The sequence below is a fragment of the Kitasatospora sp. NPDC058184 genome (assembly GCF_042883725.1).
Lineage (GTDB): Bacteria > Actinomycetota > Actinomycetes > Streptomycetales > Streptomycetaceae > Kitasatospora.
Window position 1 is genome coordinate 74781 of sequence record NZ_JBHVVE010000002.1, and the last position, 16211, is coordinate 90991.

The 16211-nt window shown below is 72.4% G+C and carries 12 protein-coding genes, 1 tRNA gene and 1 riboswitch; of the genes, 10 read left to right on the forward strand and 3 right to left on the reverse strand.

The window, feature by feature from the left end:
* Nucleotides 1-446 precede the first annotated feature (446 nt).
* Nucleotides 447-1100, forward strand: coding sequence for an isopentenyl-diphosphate Delta-isomerase (idi, locus tag ACFVXH_RS03595; RefSeq protein WP_079272473.1), 654 nt, complete (start codon nt 447-449; stop codon nt 1098-1100).
* Nucleotides 1101-1184: 84 nt separating this feature from the next.
* On the opposite strand, the gene ACFVXH_RS03600 is transcribed toward idi, so the two are convergent.
* Nucleotides 1185-1703, reverse strand: coding sequence for an ATP-binding protein (locus ACFVXH_RS03600; protein WP_369808266.1), 519 nt, complete (start codon nt 1701-1703; stop codon nt 1185-1187).
* A gap of 393 nt (nt 1704-2096) precedes the next feature.
* Between ACFVXH_RS03600 and ACFVXH_RS03605 the strand changes: the two genes are divergently transcribed.
* The 4 genes from ACFVXH_RS03605 to ACFVXH_RS03620 all read left to right on the forward strand — a co-directional run bounded on the left by ACFVXH_RS03605 (nt 2097) and on the right by ACFVXH_RS03620 (nt 6507).
* A tRNA-Leu gene (locus tag ACFVXH_RS03605) sits at nt 2097-2181 on the forward strand.
* A 316-nt stretch (nt 2182-2497) separates the two neighbouring features.
* Nucleotides 2498-4135, forward strand: coding sequence for an APC family permease (locus ACFVXH_RS03610; RefSeq protein WP_387819959.1), 1638 nt, complete (start codon nt 2498-2500; stop codon nt 4133-4135).
* Between the two features lie 372 nt (nt 4136-4507).
* Nucleotides 4508-4972 (forward strand): DUF6624 domain-containing protein, encoded by a 465-nt coding sequence (locus ACFVXH_RS03615; RefSeq protein ID WP_074004455.1) that lies wholly within the window; start codon nt 4508-4510, stop codon nt 4970-4972.
* Between the two features lie 107 nt (nt 4973-5079).
* On the forward strand, nt 5080-6507 hold the full coding sequence (locus tag ACFVXH_RS03620) for an aldehyde dehydrogenase family protein (RefSeq protein WP_375876306.1): 1428 nt from the start codon (nt 5080-5082) through the stop codon (nt 6505-6507).
* Nucleotides 6508-6624: 117 nt separating this feature from the next.
* Here the strand turns inward: ACFVXH_RS03620 and ACFVXH_RS03625 are convergent, their stop codons facing one another.
* Nucleotides 6625-8082, reverse strand: a complete 1458-nt coding sequence (locus tag ACFVXH_RS03625) for a glycine hydroxymethyltransferase (RefSeq protein ID WP_380665050.1) — start codon at nt 8080-8082, stop codon at nt 6625-6627.
* A gap of 19 nt (nt 8083-8101) precedes the next feature.
* Nucleotides 8102-8198, reverse strand: a riboswitch (ZMP/ZTP riboswitch).
* Nucleotides 8199-8502: 304 nt separating this feature from the next.
* Between ACFVXH_RS03625 and ACFVXH_RS03630 the strand changes: the two genes are divergently transcribed.
* From ACFVXH_RS03630 to ACFVXH_RS03650, 5 genes are all read left to right on the forward strand, one after another.
* Nucleotides 8503-9483 carry an ABC transporter permease gene (locus ACFVXH_RS03630; RefSeq protein ID WP_049649813.1) on the forward strand — a complete coding sequence of 327 codons (981 nt, stop codon included), beginning with the start codon at nt 8503-8505 and terminating at the stop codon, nt 9481-9483.
* Nucleotides 9484-9598: 115 nt separating this feature from the next.
* Nucleotides 9599-11356 (forward strand): ABC transporter substrate-binding protein, encoded by a 1758-nt coding sequence (locus ACFVXH_RS03635; RefSeq protein WP_375876308.1) that lies wholly within the window; start codon nt 9599-9601, stop codon nt 11354-11356.
* 173 nt (nt 11357-11529) lie between these two features.
* Entirely contained in the window at nt 11530-12522 is a 993-nt protein-coding gene (locus ACFVXH_RS03640; protein ID WP_049649815.1) for an ABC transporter permease, read from the forward strand.
* A gap of 14 nt (nt 12523-12536) precedes the next feature.
* Nucleotides 12537-14252: a dipeptide ABC transporter ATP-binding protein gene (locus ACFVXH_RS03645; RefSeq protein ID WP_387819963.1), complete on the forward strand. Its 1716-nt coding sequence runs from the start codon at nt 12537-12539 to the stop codon at nt 14250-14252.
* A gap of 136 nt (nt 14253-14388) precedes the next feature.
* The gene (locus tag ACFVXH_RS03650) at nt 14389-14952 is read left to right on the forward strand and encodes an EF-hand domain-containing protein (protein ID WP_049649817.1); all 564 of its coding nucleotides are present in this window, start codon (nt 14389-14391) and stop codon (nt 14950-14952) included.
* A gap of 87 nt (nt 14953-15039) precedes the next feature.
* Here ACFVXH_RS03650 and ACFVXH_RS03655 read toward each other — a convergent pair whose 3' ends face one another.
* Nucleotides 15040-16176, reverse strand: a complete 1137-nt coding sequence (locus ACFVXH_RS03655) for an EamA family transporter (protein ID WP_387819965.1) — start codon at nt 16174-16176, stop codon at nt 15040-15042.
* Nucleotides 16177-16211: the final 35 nt, after the last annotated feature.

Consider the following 16211-nt stretch of genomic DNA (forward strand, 5'->3'; position numbering starts at 1 on the left):
CGTATGTGATGGTAGGCGACCGGGGCCACCGGCCAGAACGCGCCCGCCCGGCCCGGGGGCGGCGGCCGGGCGGCGGACGGGCGGCCGCCGAGGGCCCGTCGAACGGCCGTCGGGCCCCCTGGGGGCCGCACCGGATCCGCCCGAACGCCGCCGGGGGAACGCCATGAGGAGGCGCCGGACCGGTCGAACGGGCTCCGAACGCGCGCCGAACGGTTCTGCGAATTCTGTGACTCTTACGAGGGCATCCCGGACCCTTCTCTGGACGGTTTCCGACTCCTCCGGGTCATGATCCGCCCGGTTGTGCGTGGGACCCCTGCCGACCGCCACCCATACGGCAGACTGGATGCCGACGCCGGCGCCGGTGCCCCCGCTGTGTCCGCCGCACTCCGCCCGGTGTGTCGGAGACACCCGATGCTCCCGTTGCTCCCGCTCCCGAAAGAGGCCCCATGCCCCAGAGTCTTCCGACCGATCCCACGCACTTCGCGGCCGAGATCGACACCGGTCTCGACGTGGAGACCGATGTGACGGTCGACCCCCGGGCCACCGGGTCCGCCCCCGTCGGAACCGAGATCCTGCTGGAACTGGTCGACGACGCGGGCGTCACGATCGGCACCGGCGAGAAGCTCTGGGCCCACCAGCAGCCGGGCCGGCTGCACCGGGCCTTCTCGGTCTTCCTGTTCGACCGCCAGGGCCGGCTGCTGCTCCAGCGCCGGGCCCTCGGCAAGTACCACTCCCCCGGCGTCTGGTCGAACACCTGCTGCGGCCACCCGTACCCGGACGAGCCGCCGTTCGTCGCCGCCGCCCGGCGCACCGCCGAGGAGCTGGGTGTCGCACCGGCGCTGCTGTGCGAGGCGGGCACCGTCCGCTACGACCTGCCGGACGAGGCGTCCGGGCTGATCGAGCGGGAGTGGAACCACCTGTTCGTGGGACTGGTCACCGCGCCGGTCGAGCCCGCCCCGGAGGAGGTGGACGACTTCGCCTTCGTGACCGCGCAGGAGCTGCGCGAGCTGCGGGCGGAGCGGCCGTTCTCGGTCTGGTTCGAGACGGTCTTCGAGGCCGCGCTGCCGGGCATCCGGGAGATCGCCGGGCGGGACTGGTAGTCCGCCCGCCCCGGCCGGCGGTCCGGCCGTCCCGACCGGCGGTCCGGAGGTGTCGGCCGTCGGTCTGGCGTCCGGCCCGGCCGGTCAGTGGTCGGGCCCCGGGGGAACGGGCAGCGAGGCCCAGATGACCTTGCCGCCCTCCCCCGTGTCTTCGACGTCGCACACCCCGCCGGCCTGCAGGGTGACGCTCTTCACCAGCAGCAGGCCGCGCCCGCCGGTGCGTCCGGTGTCGTTCTCCAGCGCCTTCGGCCGGTACGGGTCCCCGTCCTCGACCGACACCCGCACCCAGGCCCGGCGCAGCGACAGCTCGGTGACCACCTCGGGCGACAGCTCGGCGGCGTGCGTCACCGCGTTGCTCACCAGCTCCGAGACGATCAGCAGCAGGTCGTCCACCAGCTCCTGGTAGCGCACCCCGGTCATGCCCTGGGCCAGCAGGCGGTCGCGCACCGCGTGCCGGGTGAGCGGCACCGAGGCCTCGGTGGCGGGCACCGGGAAGCGCCACACGCCCTCGGTGGGGCCCGCGGAGGCCGTGGCCCCGACCGGGCCCTCCCCCCGCCTGCCGCGTCTCGGTTCGGCCTTCGCCGCTCCGCTGATCTGCTCCACGTCCAGCCGCCCTTCGTCCGCGACCCGGGAATCAGGCGATCCGCTTCATGGCGCCCTCGGTCCACAGAGGCTAGGAGAGCCGTCGCGGCGGGTGCGGCACCGTCGACAAGTTGCCCGTGTCGGACCGCTTCCGGCCGCAACCGACCGCGGGCGGTGCGGGAGTCGACCGGTTCCTTCGCGGACCCCACCGGTTCGGGCCGGATTCGAGCGCGTTCACAGGCCGTACCAACCTGTGCGGGCGGTGCGCCGCGGCCCTGTGACCCCGGAGCGGCCCGACCAGGATGTCGGTCGGCGCGGCCCCGAGGAAGCGCAGGTGAGAAGCACTCCAGAACCCTGGTAATGTTCTCTCTGTCGCCGAGGGGGCGAGGAAAAAGCCCCCGAAGCACACACCCAGTCCGGGTGGCGGAATGGCAGACGCGCTAGCTTGAGGTGCTAGTGCCCTTTATCGGGCGTGGGGGTTCAAGTCCCCCCTCGGACACAGCCGAAATTCCCCGTGGAGGCCGAAAGGCTTCCACGGGGAATTTCGTTTTTCGGGCCGCCCCTTTCCCCCGGGCCGGCCCCGGTCGCCGTCCCTGGCCACCGCCCTCCCTGGCGCTGTGGCGTCCGTCTCCTCGCCGGTCCGCATCGGCCCGGACGCCGGACACGAGATGGCAACAATCGGATGGTTTGAGCTTCCTCTGAGGTTTTCGCCCCTTTTTGGACCTTAGGCTGCTCTCCGTTTGTCCGAAATACCGACGCAAAATCGCAAAAACACCGACACCACCCGATGAACCACGAGCGAGAGGACCGATACGTTGAGTGAGCCCGAATCGTCGACGGCATCACACCAGAACTACCGCCGATCGCTCGGAACGATCAGCCTGACCGCGGTCGGGCTGGGGTCGATCATCGGCTCCGGGTGGCTGTTCGGTGCCGAGCGGGCCGCCAAGCTCGCCGGACCCGCCTCGATCCTCGCCTGGGTGATCGGTGCCGCGGTGGCGCTGACCATCGCGCTCACCTACAGCGAGCTGGGCTCGATGTTCCCCAAGGCCGGCGGCATGGTCCGGTACGGCCAGTACTCGCACGGCTCGCTGGCCGGCTACCTGGCGGCCTGGGCCAACTGGATCGCCATCGTCTCGGTCATCCCGGGTGAGGCCACCGCCTCCGTGCAGTACATGAGCTCCTGGCACTTCGGCTGGGCGCAGGGGTTGTACGACGGCAAGGAGCTGACCCTCAGCGGCGTGGCGCTGGCCAGCGTGCTGCTGCTCGTCTACTTCGCCCTCAACTGGTTCGCGATCACGCTGTTCGCCAAGACCAACACCGCGATCACCGTCTTCAAGGTCGTCGTCCCGACGGTGACCGCCGGTGCGCTGCTCTTCGCGCACTTCGACTCGGCGCACTTCACCGACCACGGCGGCTTCGCGCCGAACGGCTGGAGCTCGGTGTTCACCGCCGTCGCGGTCTCCGGCATCGTCTGGGCCTTCAACGGCTTCCAGTCCCCGCTGAACCTGGCCGGCGAGGCCAAGAACCCCGGCAAGTCGCTGCCGAAGGCCGTCATCGGCTCGATCCTGATCGCCCTGGTGATCTACGTCGCGCTCCAGATCGCCTTCCTCGGCGCCATCCCGGGCGGCGACCTGGCGAACGGCTGGAGCAACCTCTCCTACACCTCGCCGCTGGCCGACCTGGCCATCGCCTGGGGCCTCAACTGGCTCGCGATCACGCTCTACGCGGACGCCTTCATCTCCCCCTCCGGCACCGGCATGATCTACGCCGCCACCACCTCGCGCATGATCCACGGCGTGCAGGAGAACGGCCACCTGCCGAAGATCTTCGGCAGGGTCGACGTCAAGACCGGCATCCCGCGCCCGGCGCTGGTGCTCAACCTGGTGGTCGCGTTCATGTTCCTCGCGGTCTTCCGCGGCTGGGGCTCGCTGGCCGAGATCGTCTCGGTGGCCACCGTGATCTCGTACATCACCGGCCCGGTCGCCGTGATGGCGCTGCGCCGCCTGGCCCCCGAACTGCCGCGGCCGGTCCGGCTGCGCGCCATGCCGGTGATCGCCCCGATCGCGATGATCTTCGGCTCGCTGGTGCTCTACTGGGCCCGCTGGCCGCTCACCGGCAAGGTCATCCTGCTGATGGCCGCCGGTCTGCCGATCTGGGCCTGGTACGAGCTGCGCAAGCCGTTCGCCGTGCTGAAGCCGCACCTGAAGGCGGGCGCCTGGATGGTCGCGTACCTGTTCGTGATGGCCGGCGTCTCCTGGGCGGGCAGCGCCGACTTCGGCGGGCACGGCTACCTGCCGGAGGGCTGGGACCTGCTGATCGTCGCCGCGATCGGGCTGGCGTTCTACTACTGGGGCGTCGCCAGCGCCTGGGCCAACCCCTCGCTGGCCGCGGTCCGCGAGGAGATGCTGGCGGCCGAGGGCGCCGAGGCGGCGGAGCCGTCCCGGGTTTGATCCTCGTCACACGGTGAAGGGCCGGTCGGATTCCTCCGACCGGCCCTTCGGCGTCTCTCGCGGGAGTGTGCGTTCCGTCGCCGCGTGCGCGGTGCGTTCCGTTGGCGCGTGCGCGGTGCGCCTCGTTCCCGTGTGCGCGGTGCGCTTCGTTCCCGGTGTGCGTGGAGCGCTTCGTTCCCGGTGTGCATCCATTCTGCCGTGGGCGGCGCCCCCGGGTCACCGTCTTCGGGGATGATCTTCGTCGCGTTCTCCGCGCCTAGCGTGGTGGCGGGCGGTCCTCGGCAGGAGGGCCCGGCTACAGGGAGCGTCGTCGACGTGACGGAAGCACAGCGGTACGGTCAGGATCCGGTCCTCGCGCGGGAGCTGGTCGCGATGATGGCCGAGGACGGCGCGGCCGCCCGGCTGGCGAACAGCCCCGACCTGGCCGAGCAGGCGGCCTGGCGGCGGCTGACCGCCCGGCACGGGGACCGGCTCGCGGAGATCATGGCGGCGCACGGCTGGCCGACCGAGCGCGCCGTCGGCCCCGAGGCCGCCCGGGCGGCGTGGCTGGTGGCGCAGCACGCGGACCGGCAGCTCGACGTCCAGCGGCGGGCGGCGGCACTGATGGGCGAGGCCGTCGCCCGGGGTGAGGCGGGCGCCCGCGACCTGGCCTTCCTCCAGGACCGGCTGGCGGTCAACGAGGGCCGGGAGCAGCGCTACGGGACGCAGATCGGCGCGGTGGCCGACGGCCGCCCGGTGCCGTGGCCGTGCGAGGAGCCGGAGCGGCTGGACGAGCGGCGCGCGGAGGTGGGCATCGAGCCGTTCGACGAGTACACCGCGCGGTTCGCTCCGAAGTAACCGTCAGGTCCGCCGGTCGGGATTGACTCTTGCGCGCGGCCGCCCGGGCCGCATTGACTGACCTTCGACTAGCGCTGCTAGTTGAAGGGCGGACGAGAGGACGATCGGTGCGGCAGTACGCGGAGTACAGCGACCAGTACATCGACGGCGAGTGGCGGCCCTCCGGGGACGCCGGGTCGATCACCGTACTGAATCCGGCGACCGAACAGGTGCTGGCCACCGTGCCGGCCGGCGGCACGACCGACGTCGACACGGCGGTGACGGCGGCCCGCCGGGCGGCCCGCGCCTGGGGCACGACCACCCCCGAGGAGCGGCTGGCGCTGCTGACCCGGCTGCGGGACGGGATCGCCGCCGCGCAGAACGAGATCACCGAGACGGTCGTCGCCGAGCTGGGCTCTCCGGTCGGCTTCGCCGGCGCCGTGCACGCCGGGCTGCCGCTCGCCGTGGCGACCTCCTACCTGACCCTCCTTGCCGAGCACCCCTTCGAGGAGCGGATCGGCAACTCGGTGGTGCACGCCGAGCCGGCCGGGGTGGTCGCGGCGATCACGCCGTGGAACTACCCGCTGCACCAGATCGTCGCCAAGACCGTCCCGGCCCTGGCGGCCGGCTGCCCGGTGGTCCTCAAGCCGGCCGAGGACACCCCGCTGGTGGCCCGGCTGTTCGCCCGGCTGGTGCACGCGGCCGGGTTCCCGGCGGGCGTCTTCAACCTGGTGACCGGCACCGGGGCGGTGGCGGGCGCGGCGCTCGTCGGGCACCGGGACGTGGACCTGGTCTCGTTCACCGGTTCCACCGCCGTCGGCCGGCAGGTCGCCGAGACGGCCGGCCGGGGGCTGAAGCGGGTCTCCCTGGAGCTGGGCGGCAAGTCGGCCAACGTGGTGCTGCCCGGCGCCGACCTGGCCCGGGCGGTCAAGGCGAACGTCGCCAACGTCTTCGCCAACTCGGGCCAGACCTGCAACGCGCTGACCCGCCTGCTGGTGCACGAGGACCAGTACGAGGAGGCGGTCGCCCGGGCCGAGGAGGTCGCCGCCCAGTACCGGCCGGGCGACCCGACCGACCCGCAGACCCGGATCGGCCCGCTGGTCAACGCCAGGCAGCTGGCCCAGGTGCGCGGCTACATCGACGGCGCGCTGGCCGAGGGCGCCCGGCTGGTCGTCGGCGGCTCCGAGCCGGTCACCGAACCCGCCACCGGCTACTACGTCCGCCCGACCGTGCTCGCCGACGTGACCCCGGAGATGACGGTGGCCCAGGAGGAGGTCTTCGGCCCGGTCCTGGCGATCCTCCGCTACCGCGACGAGGACCACGCCGCCGAACTCGCCAACGGCACCCCGTACGGTCTGGCCGGCGGCGTCTGGGCCCGCGACACCGACACCGCCGCCGCCTTCGCCCGCCGCCTCGACACCGGCCAGGTGGACCTCAACGGCGGCCGTTTCAACCCGCTCGCGCCCTTCGGCGGCTACAAGAGCTCCGGCCTCGGCCGGGAGCTGGGCCGGCACGGGCTGGAGGAGTTCCTGCAGTACAAGTCCCTGCAGTACTAGCGGACCCGGTGCACGGGGCGGGGCCGACGAACGGCTGACGGCTGACGGCTGACAACTTTCGGCGAACAGATGACAGATGACAGATTTCGAAATCTGTCATCTGTTCGCCGTTCGCCGTCAGGCCAGGTCGACGCCCGGGTAGAGCGGGTACGGGGCGAGCAGGTCGGCGGCGCGCTTGGCGGTGGCGTCGCGGAGGGCGGCGTCCAGGGTGTACGCGGCCTTGGACGGGGAGCCCTTGGCCGTGGTGGCGGGGGCGGTGGCGCGCAGGACGGTGTGGATCAGGTCGGCGATCTCGTCCATCTCGGCGGTGCCGAGGCCGCGGGTGGTGAGGGCCGGGGTGCCGAGGCGGACGCCCGAGGTGTACCAGGCGCCGTTCGGGTCCTGCGGGACGGAGTTGCGGTTGGTGACGATGCCCGAGTCGAGCAGCGCCGCCTCCGCCTGGCGGCCGGTCAGGCCGTAGCCGGAGACGTCGGCGAGGACCAGGTGGTTGTCGGTGCCGCCGGTGACCAGCTTCCCGCCGCGGCGCAGCAGGCCCTCGGCCAGTGCCTGGGCATTGGCGACGACGGCGCGGGCGTAGGCCTGGAACTCGGGGCGGCGGGCCTCGGCGAGGGCGACCGCCTTGGCGGCCATCACGTGGGAGAGCGGGCCGCCGAGCACCAGCGGGCAGCCGCGGTCGACGTGCTCGGCCAGTTCGGACTGGCACAGCACCATGCCGCCGCGCGGGCCGCGCAGGGACTTGTGGGTGGTGGTGGTGACGATGTGGGCGTGCGGGACCGGGTCGTGGTCGCCGGTCAGCACCTTGCCCGCGACCAGGCCGGCGAAGTGCGCCATGTCGACCATGAGGGTCGCGCCGACCTCGTCCGCGATCTCGCGCATCCGGCGGAAGTCCACCAGCCGCGGGTAGGCGGAGTAGCCGGCCACGATGATCAGCGGGCGGAACTCGCGGGCGGTCTCACGCAGCGCGTCGTAGTCGATCAGGCCGGTGGCCGGGTCGGTGCCGTAGCTGCGCTGCTCGAACATCTTGCCCGAGATGTTGGGCCGGAAGCCGTGGGTGAGGTGGCCGCCGGTGTCCAGGGACATGCCGAGCATCCGCTGGTTGCCGAGCTCCTGGCGCAGCCGCGCCCAGTCCTCCTCGGTGAGGTCGTTGACGTTGCGCACCGCGGCGCGCTCCAGCGCCGGGCTCTCGACCCGCTGGGAGAGGACGGCCCAGAACGCGGTGAGGTTGGCGTCGATGCCGGAGTGCGGCTGGACGTAGGCGTGGTCGGCGCCGAACAGCTCGCGGGCGTGCTCGGCGGCGATGCCCTCGACGGTGTCGACGTTGCGGCAGCCCGCGTAGAAGCGGCGGCCGACGGTGCCCTCGGCGTACTTGTCGCTGAGCCAGTTGCCCATGGTGAGCAGGACGGCCGGGGAGGCGTAGTTCTCGCTGGCGATGAGCTTGAGCGAGCCGCGCTGGTCCGCCAGCTCCTGTCCGATCGCGGCGGCGATCCGCGGTTCGACGCCGGCGACCACGTCGAGGGCGCTGCGGAAGGCGGTGTCGGCCGCGGCGGAGGCGGCGGTGTGGGGCTGCTGGGCCATGGCGGTCTCCTGGTGGGGATGCGGGGGCCCAGGCGCTCGGCAAGTTCACGTGAGGATTCACGGGGCCGCTTCCCGATGGTTGATTCCATCCCTACGCGCCAGTTGCGGCCCACCGGGATCGTACCAACACCGGAGGGACTGTGGCGGAGGTCTCAGAATGCGGAACGGGCAGTCCGTTTCGGCATGGTATGTCCGTTCTTTTGCAACGCGAGTGTTTCAGCGAAATGAAGCCGCCACATTTCCCGAAACAGTTCGAAAGGAATGACCCGAACGTCCGCCAAAGGTGATTTGCGGAACCTCGGACGCATCCGATCAAATGGCGCTCGAACAGCCGCCGGGAAACCCCCGGAGGCCGTACCGGAAATACACACCAGCGCACCCTCACCCATGGGGCGGCGGAGAATTCGGGGGTTACGCCTCATGGCAGTGGTCGACACCGTCCCAGGCACCGCGGCCGGGCCCGTGCCCGCCGCCGACCCCGGCCCGCTCCGCCGGATCCTGCGGGACCGGGTCGGCGCCTCCGCCCTGGCGGTGGTGGTGCTGTTCCTGCTGCTCGCCCTCGGCGCTCCGCTGGTCGCCGCGCTGTACGGGAAGAACCCGGTCGACCACTACGGCCAGAACGCTCCGGGCCTGCTCAGCGACAGCGGCCTGCCGATGCTGCCGAACGGCGGCATCTCCGGGGACTTCTGGTTCGGCCTGGAGCCCGGCCTCGGCCGGGACGTGTTCACGCAGCTGCTGTACGGCATCCGCACCTCGCTGCTGATCGCCTTCGCGGCCGCCGTGGTGACCACCACGCTGGGCGTGCTGGTTGGCGTCGCGGTCGGCTACCTCGGCGGGATCACCGACCGGTTGTTCGGATTCCTCGCCAATGTGCTGCTGGCCTTTCCCACCCTGCTCCTGCTGCTCGCGCTCAGCCCGGTGATCCAGTCCCGGCTGGTCGACCCGGGCACCGCGGAACCGGAGTGGATGCAGTTCCTGGTGCTGATCCTGGTTTTCTCGGCGTTCGGCTGGATTCCGCTCGCGCTTTCCCTGCGGGCCACCGTCCGCTCGCTCCGGGAAAGGGATTTCGTGCAGTCCGCACGGGCCCAGGGCGCGAGCCGATTCCATGTCGTCGTCCACGAACTCCTGCCGAATGTGCGCTCGCAACTGCTGGTGCACGCCACCATGGCGGTGCCGACCTTCGTCGCCTCCGAGGCCGCGCTGTCCTTCCTCGGCGTCGGCGTCACCGAGCCGGTCCCGGACTGGGGGCGGATGATCGCGCGCGGCTCCGAGGTCTTCCAGGCCGACCCCACCTACATGGTGTTCCCCGGCGTGGCGCTGCTGCTGTTCGTCATCGCCTTCAACTTGCTCGGCGACGCCGTCCGGGACGCGCTGGACCCGCGCGCCGGCACCGCCCGCTGAAGCCCCTCGGCCCTCCCGAGGCCCCTTCTTCCCGCCGCTCCCAAGACCCTTCACCCCTCCCCACCATCACCCGAGCCCGTCCCGGCACGACCGCCGGGGCAAGGAGAGATTCGCCATGCGCTGGACCAGACCGTCCCTCGCCGTCATCGCCACCGCCCTGCTGGCGACCTCCTGCTCGGCCGGCGCGGGCAGCACCACCGGCTCCGGCGGCGCCGGGGCCTCCGCCAAGGAGACCTCCCCGCTGACCGCCGTGCTCGGCAGCGAGCAGGAGAGCGCCGGCCCCGCCCCGGCCGCCCCGGGCGCCCGTGCGGGCGGCACCGTGAACGTGTACAACAGCGTCGAGTTCCGCCACCTCGACCCGCAGAAGGTCTACGCGGGCGCCGCCTACAACGCCTCGCTGCTCTGGGGCCGCCAGCTGACCCAGTACCAGGTCGTGGACGGCAAGGCCAAGCTGGTCGGCGACCTGGCCACCGACACCGGCACCCCGGCCGACGGCGGGCGCACCTGGACGTACAAGCTCAAGCAGGGCGTCGCCTGGGAGGACGGGCAGCCGATCACCGCCCAGGACGTCAAGTACGGCATCGAGCGCACCTTCGGCAAGGGCTACGAGGTCGGCCCGCCGTACTGGCCGCAGTGGCTCACGGGCGAGGCCAGCTACGAGGCGGCGCGCACCAAGTACGCGGGCCCGCAGGCCGGCGACCTCGACGCGATCGAGACGCCGGACGAGCGCACCATCGTCTTCCACTTCCCGCAGCCGCAGGCCGACGTCCCGTACATGGCCGCGCAGTCCTCCTCCTCCCCGGTGCGCCGGGACAAGGACACCGGGACGGACTACGACCGCCTGCCGTTCGCGACCGGCCCGTACAAGATCGTCGAGCACGTCCAGAACACCCGCATGGTGCTGGAGCGCAACCCGGCCTGGAAGCCCGAGACGGACCCGATCCGCAGCCAGTACCCGGAGAAGTTCGTCTTCACGTACGGCAAGGAGGCGCTCAACCTCAACCAGGAGATCCTCTCCGGGCGGGACGGCGGCGCCAACGCCACCACCGCGGCCGACACCCTCTCCGCCGAGCTGTACCAGACCACCGACACCGACCCGAAGGCCAAGGAGCTGGTGGTCTCCGGCCGGCAGGGCGCCTTCGTCACCCAGCTGATGATCAACAACCAGCGGGTGTCGGACGTCGAGGTCCGCAAGGCGCTGCACCTGGCCTACCCGCGCCAGCAGGCCCGCCAGGTCCAGGGCGGCGCCCGGACCGGCGAACTGGCCACCACGCTCAGCTCGCCCGCGCTGATCGACTGGCAGAAGTACGACCTCTACCCGGTCAAGCCCGAGGGCGACCCGGAGGCCGCCAAGGCCCAGCTCGCCAAGGCCAAGCAGGCGCCCGGCAGCCTGACCTACGCGTACCGGAACACCCCGACCGGGCAGCGCGTCGCCCAGGTGCTGGTCGAGGGCTTCGGCAAGGCGGGCATCACCGTCGTGCCCAAGCCGATCGACCCCAAGGCCTTCCTGGACGAGGTGCACCGCGACGGCGCCCCGTACGACCTGTTCGAGGAGACCAGCTCGGTCGACTGGCCGACCCCGTCCACCCTGATCCCGTTCTCCTTCGACGGCCGGGCCGGCAGCGACATCAACTCCGCGCTCTACCGCAACCCGGAGGTCGACAAGGAGATCGACCGGATCAACCAGATCGGCGAGCCGCGCGCCAAGGCCAAGGAGCTGTACGCGCTGGAGCAGACCGTGATGAAGGACGTGCCGGTGCTGCCGTTCGCCTACCCGACGGTCAACCAGCTGCGCGGCAGCAACGTCGGCGGGGCGTTCATCCACCCGATCTACGGGACCGTCTCGCTGGCCTGGCTGTACCTGAAGTCCTGAGCCGACCGGGGCCCGCTCCCGCCGCCCGTGCGCGGTGGCGGGGGCGGGCCCCGGTTCCGCCTCCGGTTCCGGCCCCCGGTCCTGTCTCTTTGGCTCCGGCCCCCGGTTCCGCCTCAGCCCCACACGTGTCCGTTTCGCACGCCTCCCCCCGTCACGTCGACCCCGGATCGGCCATGCTCTCCTTCGTCCTGCGGCGGACCGCCCAGGCCCTCGCGGTCCTGGTCGCGGTCTCCGCCGCCGCCTTCGCCCTCTTCTACGCCGCGCCCGCCGACCCGGCCCGCGCCGCCTGCGGCCCGCGCTGCGACAGCGGGCAGGTCGCGGCGGTGCGCCAGAGCATGGGCCTGGACCAGCCGCTGCTCACCCAGTACACCGACTACCTGGCCGGGGTCGTCGCCGGGCGGGACATCGGCGACGTGGACGGCTCGACCATCCACTGCGACGCCCCCTGCCTCGGCTACTCCTACCGGCTGCACCAGCCGGTCAGCGAGGCCCTCGCCGACCACCTGCCGGTCACCCTCTCGCTGACCGCCGGGGCGCTCGCCGTCCTGCTGGTGTTCGGCCTCGGCACCGGCTTCGTCTCCGCGCTGCGGCACGGTCGGCGGACCGACCGGCTGCTGTCCGGCTTCACCCTGGTCGGCGCCAGCCTGCAGATCTACTTCCTCGGGTACGTCGCGCAGTGGCTGCTGGTCTACTCCACCGGGCTGCTGCCGCTGCCCTCCTACACCCCGCCGGCCGACGACCTGGCCGCCTGGGCGGGCGGGATGCTGCTCCCCTGGTTCGTCCTCGGCTTCGTCAACTCCGCGGTGTTCGCCCGGCTTTCGCGCTCGCAGCTGCTGGAGACGATGAACGAGGAGTACGTCCGCACGGCCCGCGGCAAGGGCCTGGGACGACTGCGCGCCCACCTCAAGTACACCTCGCGCGGCGCCGCCGGACCGCTGGTGCAGCTGATCGGGCTGGAGGCCGGGGTGCTGCTCGGCGGAGCCGTGATCACCGAGACGGTGTTCGGGCTGAACGGGGTCGGGCGATTCGCCGCCGAGGCCGTCGCCGGGCAGGACCTGCCCGCCGTGGTCGGCGCGGTGCTGCTGGCCGCCTGCTTCATGGTGCTGTTCGTCGCGCTGGCCGACCTCGCGGTCGCCTGGCTCGACCCGCGTGTCCGGCTGAACTGATGGGGAGCCCTTCGATGAATTCCACTGTTCCGGGGGCCGGCGTGCGGACGGCAGAGGTGGAGAGCACGGCGGCGGAGACCGTCGAGCCGGTGCTGAGCGTCCGCGATCTGACCGTCTCCTTCGCCGACCCGCGCGGCGGTGCGCCGGTGACCGCCGTCCAGGGCCTCTCCTTCGACCTCGCCCCGGGTGAAGTCCTGGGCCTGGTCGGCGAGTCGGGCTCCGGCAAGTCGACCGTCGGGCTCGCCGTCCTCGGCCTGCACGACCCGCGCACCACGACCGTCACCGGCTCGATCCGGCTCGACGGGCAGGAGGTCGTCGGCACCGGGGAGTCCGCGCTGCGCGGGGTGCGGGGCGGAAGGGCGGCGCTGGTCTTCCAGGACGCGCTCACCTCGCTCAGCCCCTTCCACGGCGTGGGCGCCCAGCTCGCCGAGATGTACCGGCTGCACCACCCGGGCACGGGCCGGGCCGAGGCGGGCCGGCGGGCGGCCGAGATGCTCGACCGGGTCGGCATCCCGACGGCCCGGACGCGCGACTACCCGCACCAGTTCTCCGGCGGCATGCGCCAGCGCGTGATGATCGCGATGGCGCTGATGAACGACCCCCGGCTGCTCATCGCGGACGAGCCGACCACCGCCCTGGACGCCCGCGTCCAGCGGCAGGTCCTCGACCTGCTCGGCGAGTTGCAGCGCGAGCACGGGACGGCGGTGCTGCTGGTCAGCCACGACCTGGGCGTGGTCGCCGGGACGACGGACCGCACGCTGGTGCTGCGCGGCGGGGTCGAGGTCGAGTCCGCGCCGACCGCCGAACTGCTGGCCGCACCGCGCGAGCCGTACACCCGGGCGCTGGTGGGCGCGGCGCTCCGGCTGGACTCGGTGCCGGGCACCGCCCTGCCGACGGTCGACGAGCCGGCCCCGTCGCGGACGTTCCGGCCGCGGACCGTCGAGCGCCCCGAGCGGTGGCTGGTCGAGGTGGACGACCTGTCCGTGCGCTTCCCCGGACGCCGGCGCTTCCCCGGCCAGCGGGCCGAACCGGTCCGGGCGGTCGACGGCGTCGGCCTGCGGATCGCGCCCGGCGAGACGCTCGGGCTGGTCGGCGAGTCCGGCTCCGGCAAGTCCACCACCTCACGGGTCCTGGCCGGGCTGCAACGCCCCACCGGCGGCAGGGTGCTGTACGACGGCCAGGACGTCACCCGGCCGGACCGGGAGCTGCGGAAACGGCTCAGCCGGGAGATCCAGCTGGTCTTCCAGGACCCGTACGCCTCGCTCAACCCGCGCCGGACCGTCGCCCAGACCCTGGACACCCCGCTGCGCCTGCACACCCCGCTGGACCGGGCCGAACGGCGGGAGCGCTCCGCCGAGTTGCTGGAGCAGGTCGGCCTGGAGGCCCGGCACCTGGACCGCTACCCGCACGAGTTCTCCGGCGGGCAGCGCCAGCGGATCGGCATCGCCCGCGCGCTGGCCCCGCAGCCGCGCCTGATCATCGCCGACGAGCCGGTCTCCGCGCTCGACGTGTCCGTGCAGGCCCAGGTGCTCAACCTGCTGATGGAGCTGCGCGAACGGCTCGGTGTCGCCTTCCTGTTCGTCTCCCACGACCTCGCGGTGGTCCGGCACTTCTGCGACCGGGTGGCGGTGATGCACCGGGGACGGCTGGTCGAGTCCACCGACCGGGACCAGCTGTTCGCGGCGCCGCACACCGAGTACACGAGGGAACTGCTGGCGGCGGTGCACTGAGGTGACCGATGATCACCGAGGCCCGGCGGGTGAAGCAGCAGGTCGTTCGGCTGCGCCGGTCCGGTTCGAGGCGCTAGCGTGCAGGCGATGTGACGTAGGAGACCCGGGCAAGGAATCACCAATCGAGGGGGCACTTTTGTCGGACGACCTGCTCATCGCAAAGATCAATCACGGCTTCGATCACCTCGACGCCGACGGCGACGGGCTGCTCACCGAGCGGGACCACGTCCTGATGGGCCTCTCGGTGGCCCGCTCGCTCGGCCACCAGGAGGGCTCCGAGGCGGAGGCCGTGATAGTCCGGGCCTACCTGACGACCTGGCACGACCTGCACCTCGCCCGGCTGCCCGCCGGCACCGAGGCGATCACCCGGCAGCAGTTCGTCGCCTCGACCGGCTCGCTCGCCGACGACCCGGAGGCCGCCCAGGAGATCCTCGGCGCGCTCGCCGGGGCCTTCCTCTCCGTCGCCGACGCCGACCGCAGCGGGACGGTGGACGCCGGCGAGTTCTTCGTCTTCCAGCGCGGCCACTTCGCCGGCCTGTCCCGCGACGACGCCGACGAGGCCTTCCGCCACCTCGACACCGACGGCGACGGCGTGCTCTCCGCGGCCGAGTTCACCAACGCGATCGTCGAGTTCTGGACCAGCCGAGACCCGGACGCGCCCGGCAACTGGTGGACGGGCAAGCCGCCGTACGCCTTCTGAGCCGTACGTCCTCGGTGGTCCGCCCCCGCGAGCCGGAAGCGCGGGGGCGGACCACCGAGGACGTCTTCGAACGTGCGGACGTCGTGCTCAGCTACGGGCGGACGGCCCCTTCACCGACCTGGACGGATCGACCGGATCGGCCGTTTCCGCCGGACGGGCTCGGCTCCCGGCGCTCGATGAGCGGCCCGGACGCCGGCTGACGCTCACCACCAGGCAGACGCCCGCCACCACGATCGCGCCGCCCGCGAGGGTCGGGCCGGTCAGCGGCTCGGCCAGGATCAGCCAGCCCAGCAGCACCGCGACCACCGGGTTCACGTACGCGTACGTGGCCACCAGGGTCAGCGGGGCGGAGCGCAGCAGCCAGGCGTACGCGGTGAAGGCGAGCAGCGAGCCGAACACCACCAGGTAGGCGAGGGCCAGCCAGGACCGGCCGGAGACCGCCCCGAGGTCCACTCCGTGCTGCTCGCCGCGGCCCACTCCGACCAGCAGGTCGCCGAGGCCGCCGGCCAGCATCTGGTAGGCGCTCGCGGCGAGCACGTTGCCGGGCATCGGGATCTTCTTGCTCACGAAGGAGCCGGTCGCCCAGAGCAGGGTGGCGCCGATGATCAGGATCACGCCGCCCGGCTCGATCGACCCGCCGATCGCGGGGGCCGACAGGACGCCGAGGCCGACCAGTCCGAGCAGCACCCCGGCCAGCTCGGCCGGTTTCGGGCGATCGCCGCCGAACGCCGTCAGCACCACCATCCACAGCGGGACCGCGGCCACCAGCAGGGCCGCCAGGCCGGAGGGGACGGAGGTCTCGCCCAGGACCACCAGCCCGTTGCCGCCGGTCAGCAGCAGCAGCCCGACCAGGACGGAGGAGGCCAGCTGGCGCCGGGTCACCTTCAGACCGGCCGGGCCCTGGCGCACCAGGAGGTAGCCGGCCAGCAGCAGGCCTGCGGTGAGGAAGCGGGCGCTGGCGGAGAGGAAGGAGGGCATCGTCTCGACCGCGACCCGGATCGCCAGGTAGGTCGATCCCCAGACGATGTAGACCACGAGGAGGGCCAGCCAGACCGCGCCTCCGAGGCGGGGGACGGGGCTCGCCCCGGCCTTGGCTCCGGTCTCGGTCCTGGCTTCGGTCTTGGCTTCGGTCTTGGCTTCGGCTCCGGCCTTGGTGGTGGCGGGGGTGTCGGGGGCTGAGCCGGGGGTCGCGGCCGGTTGGGAGGGTGAAGCGGGCGGTGTCATGTGTGTCCCCCTTGGACGGTACTGGCCGAACATCC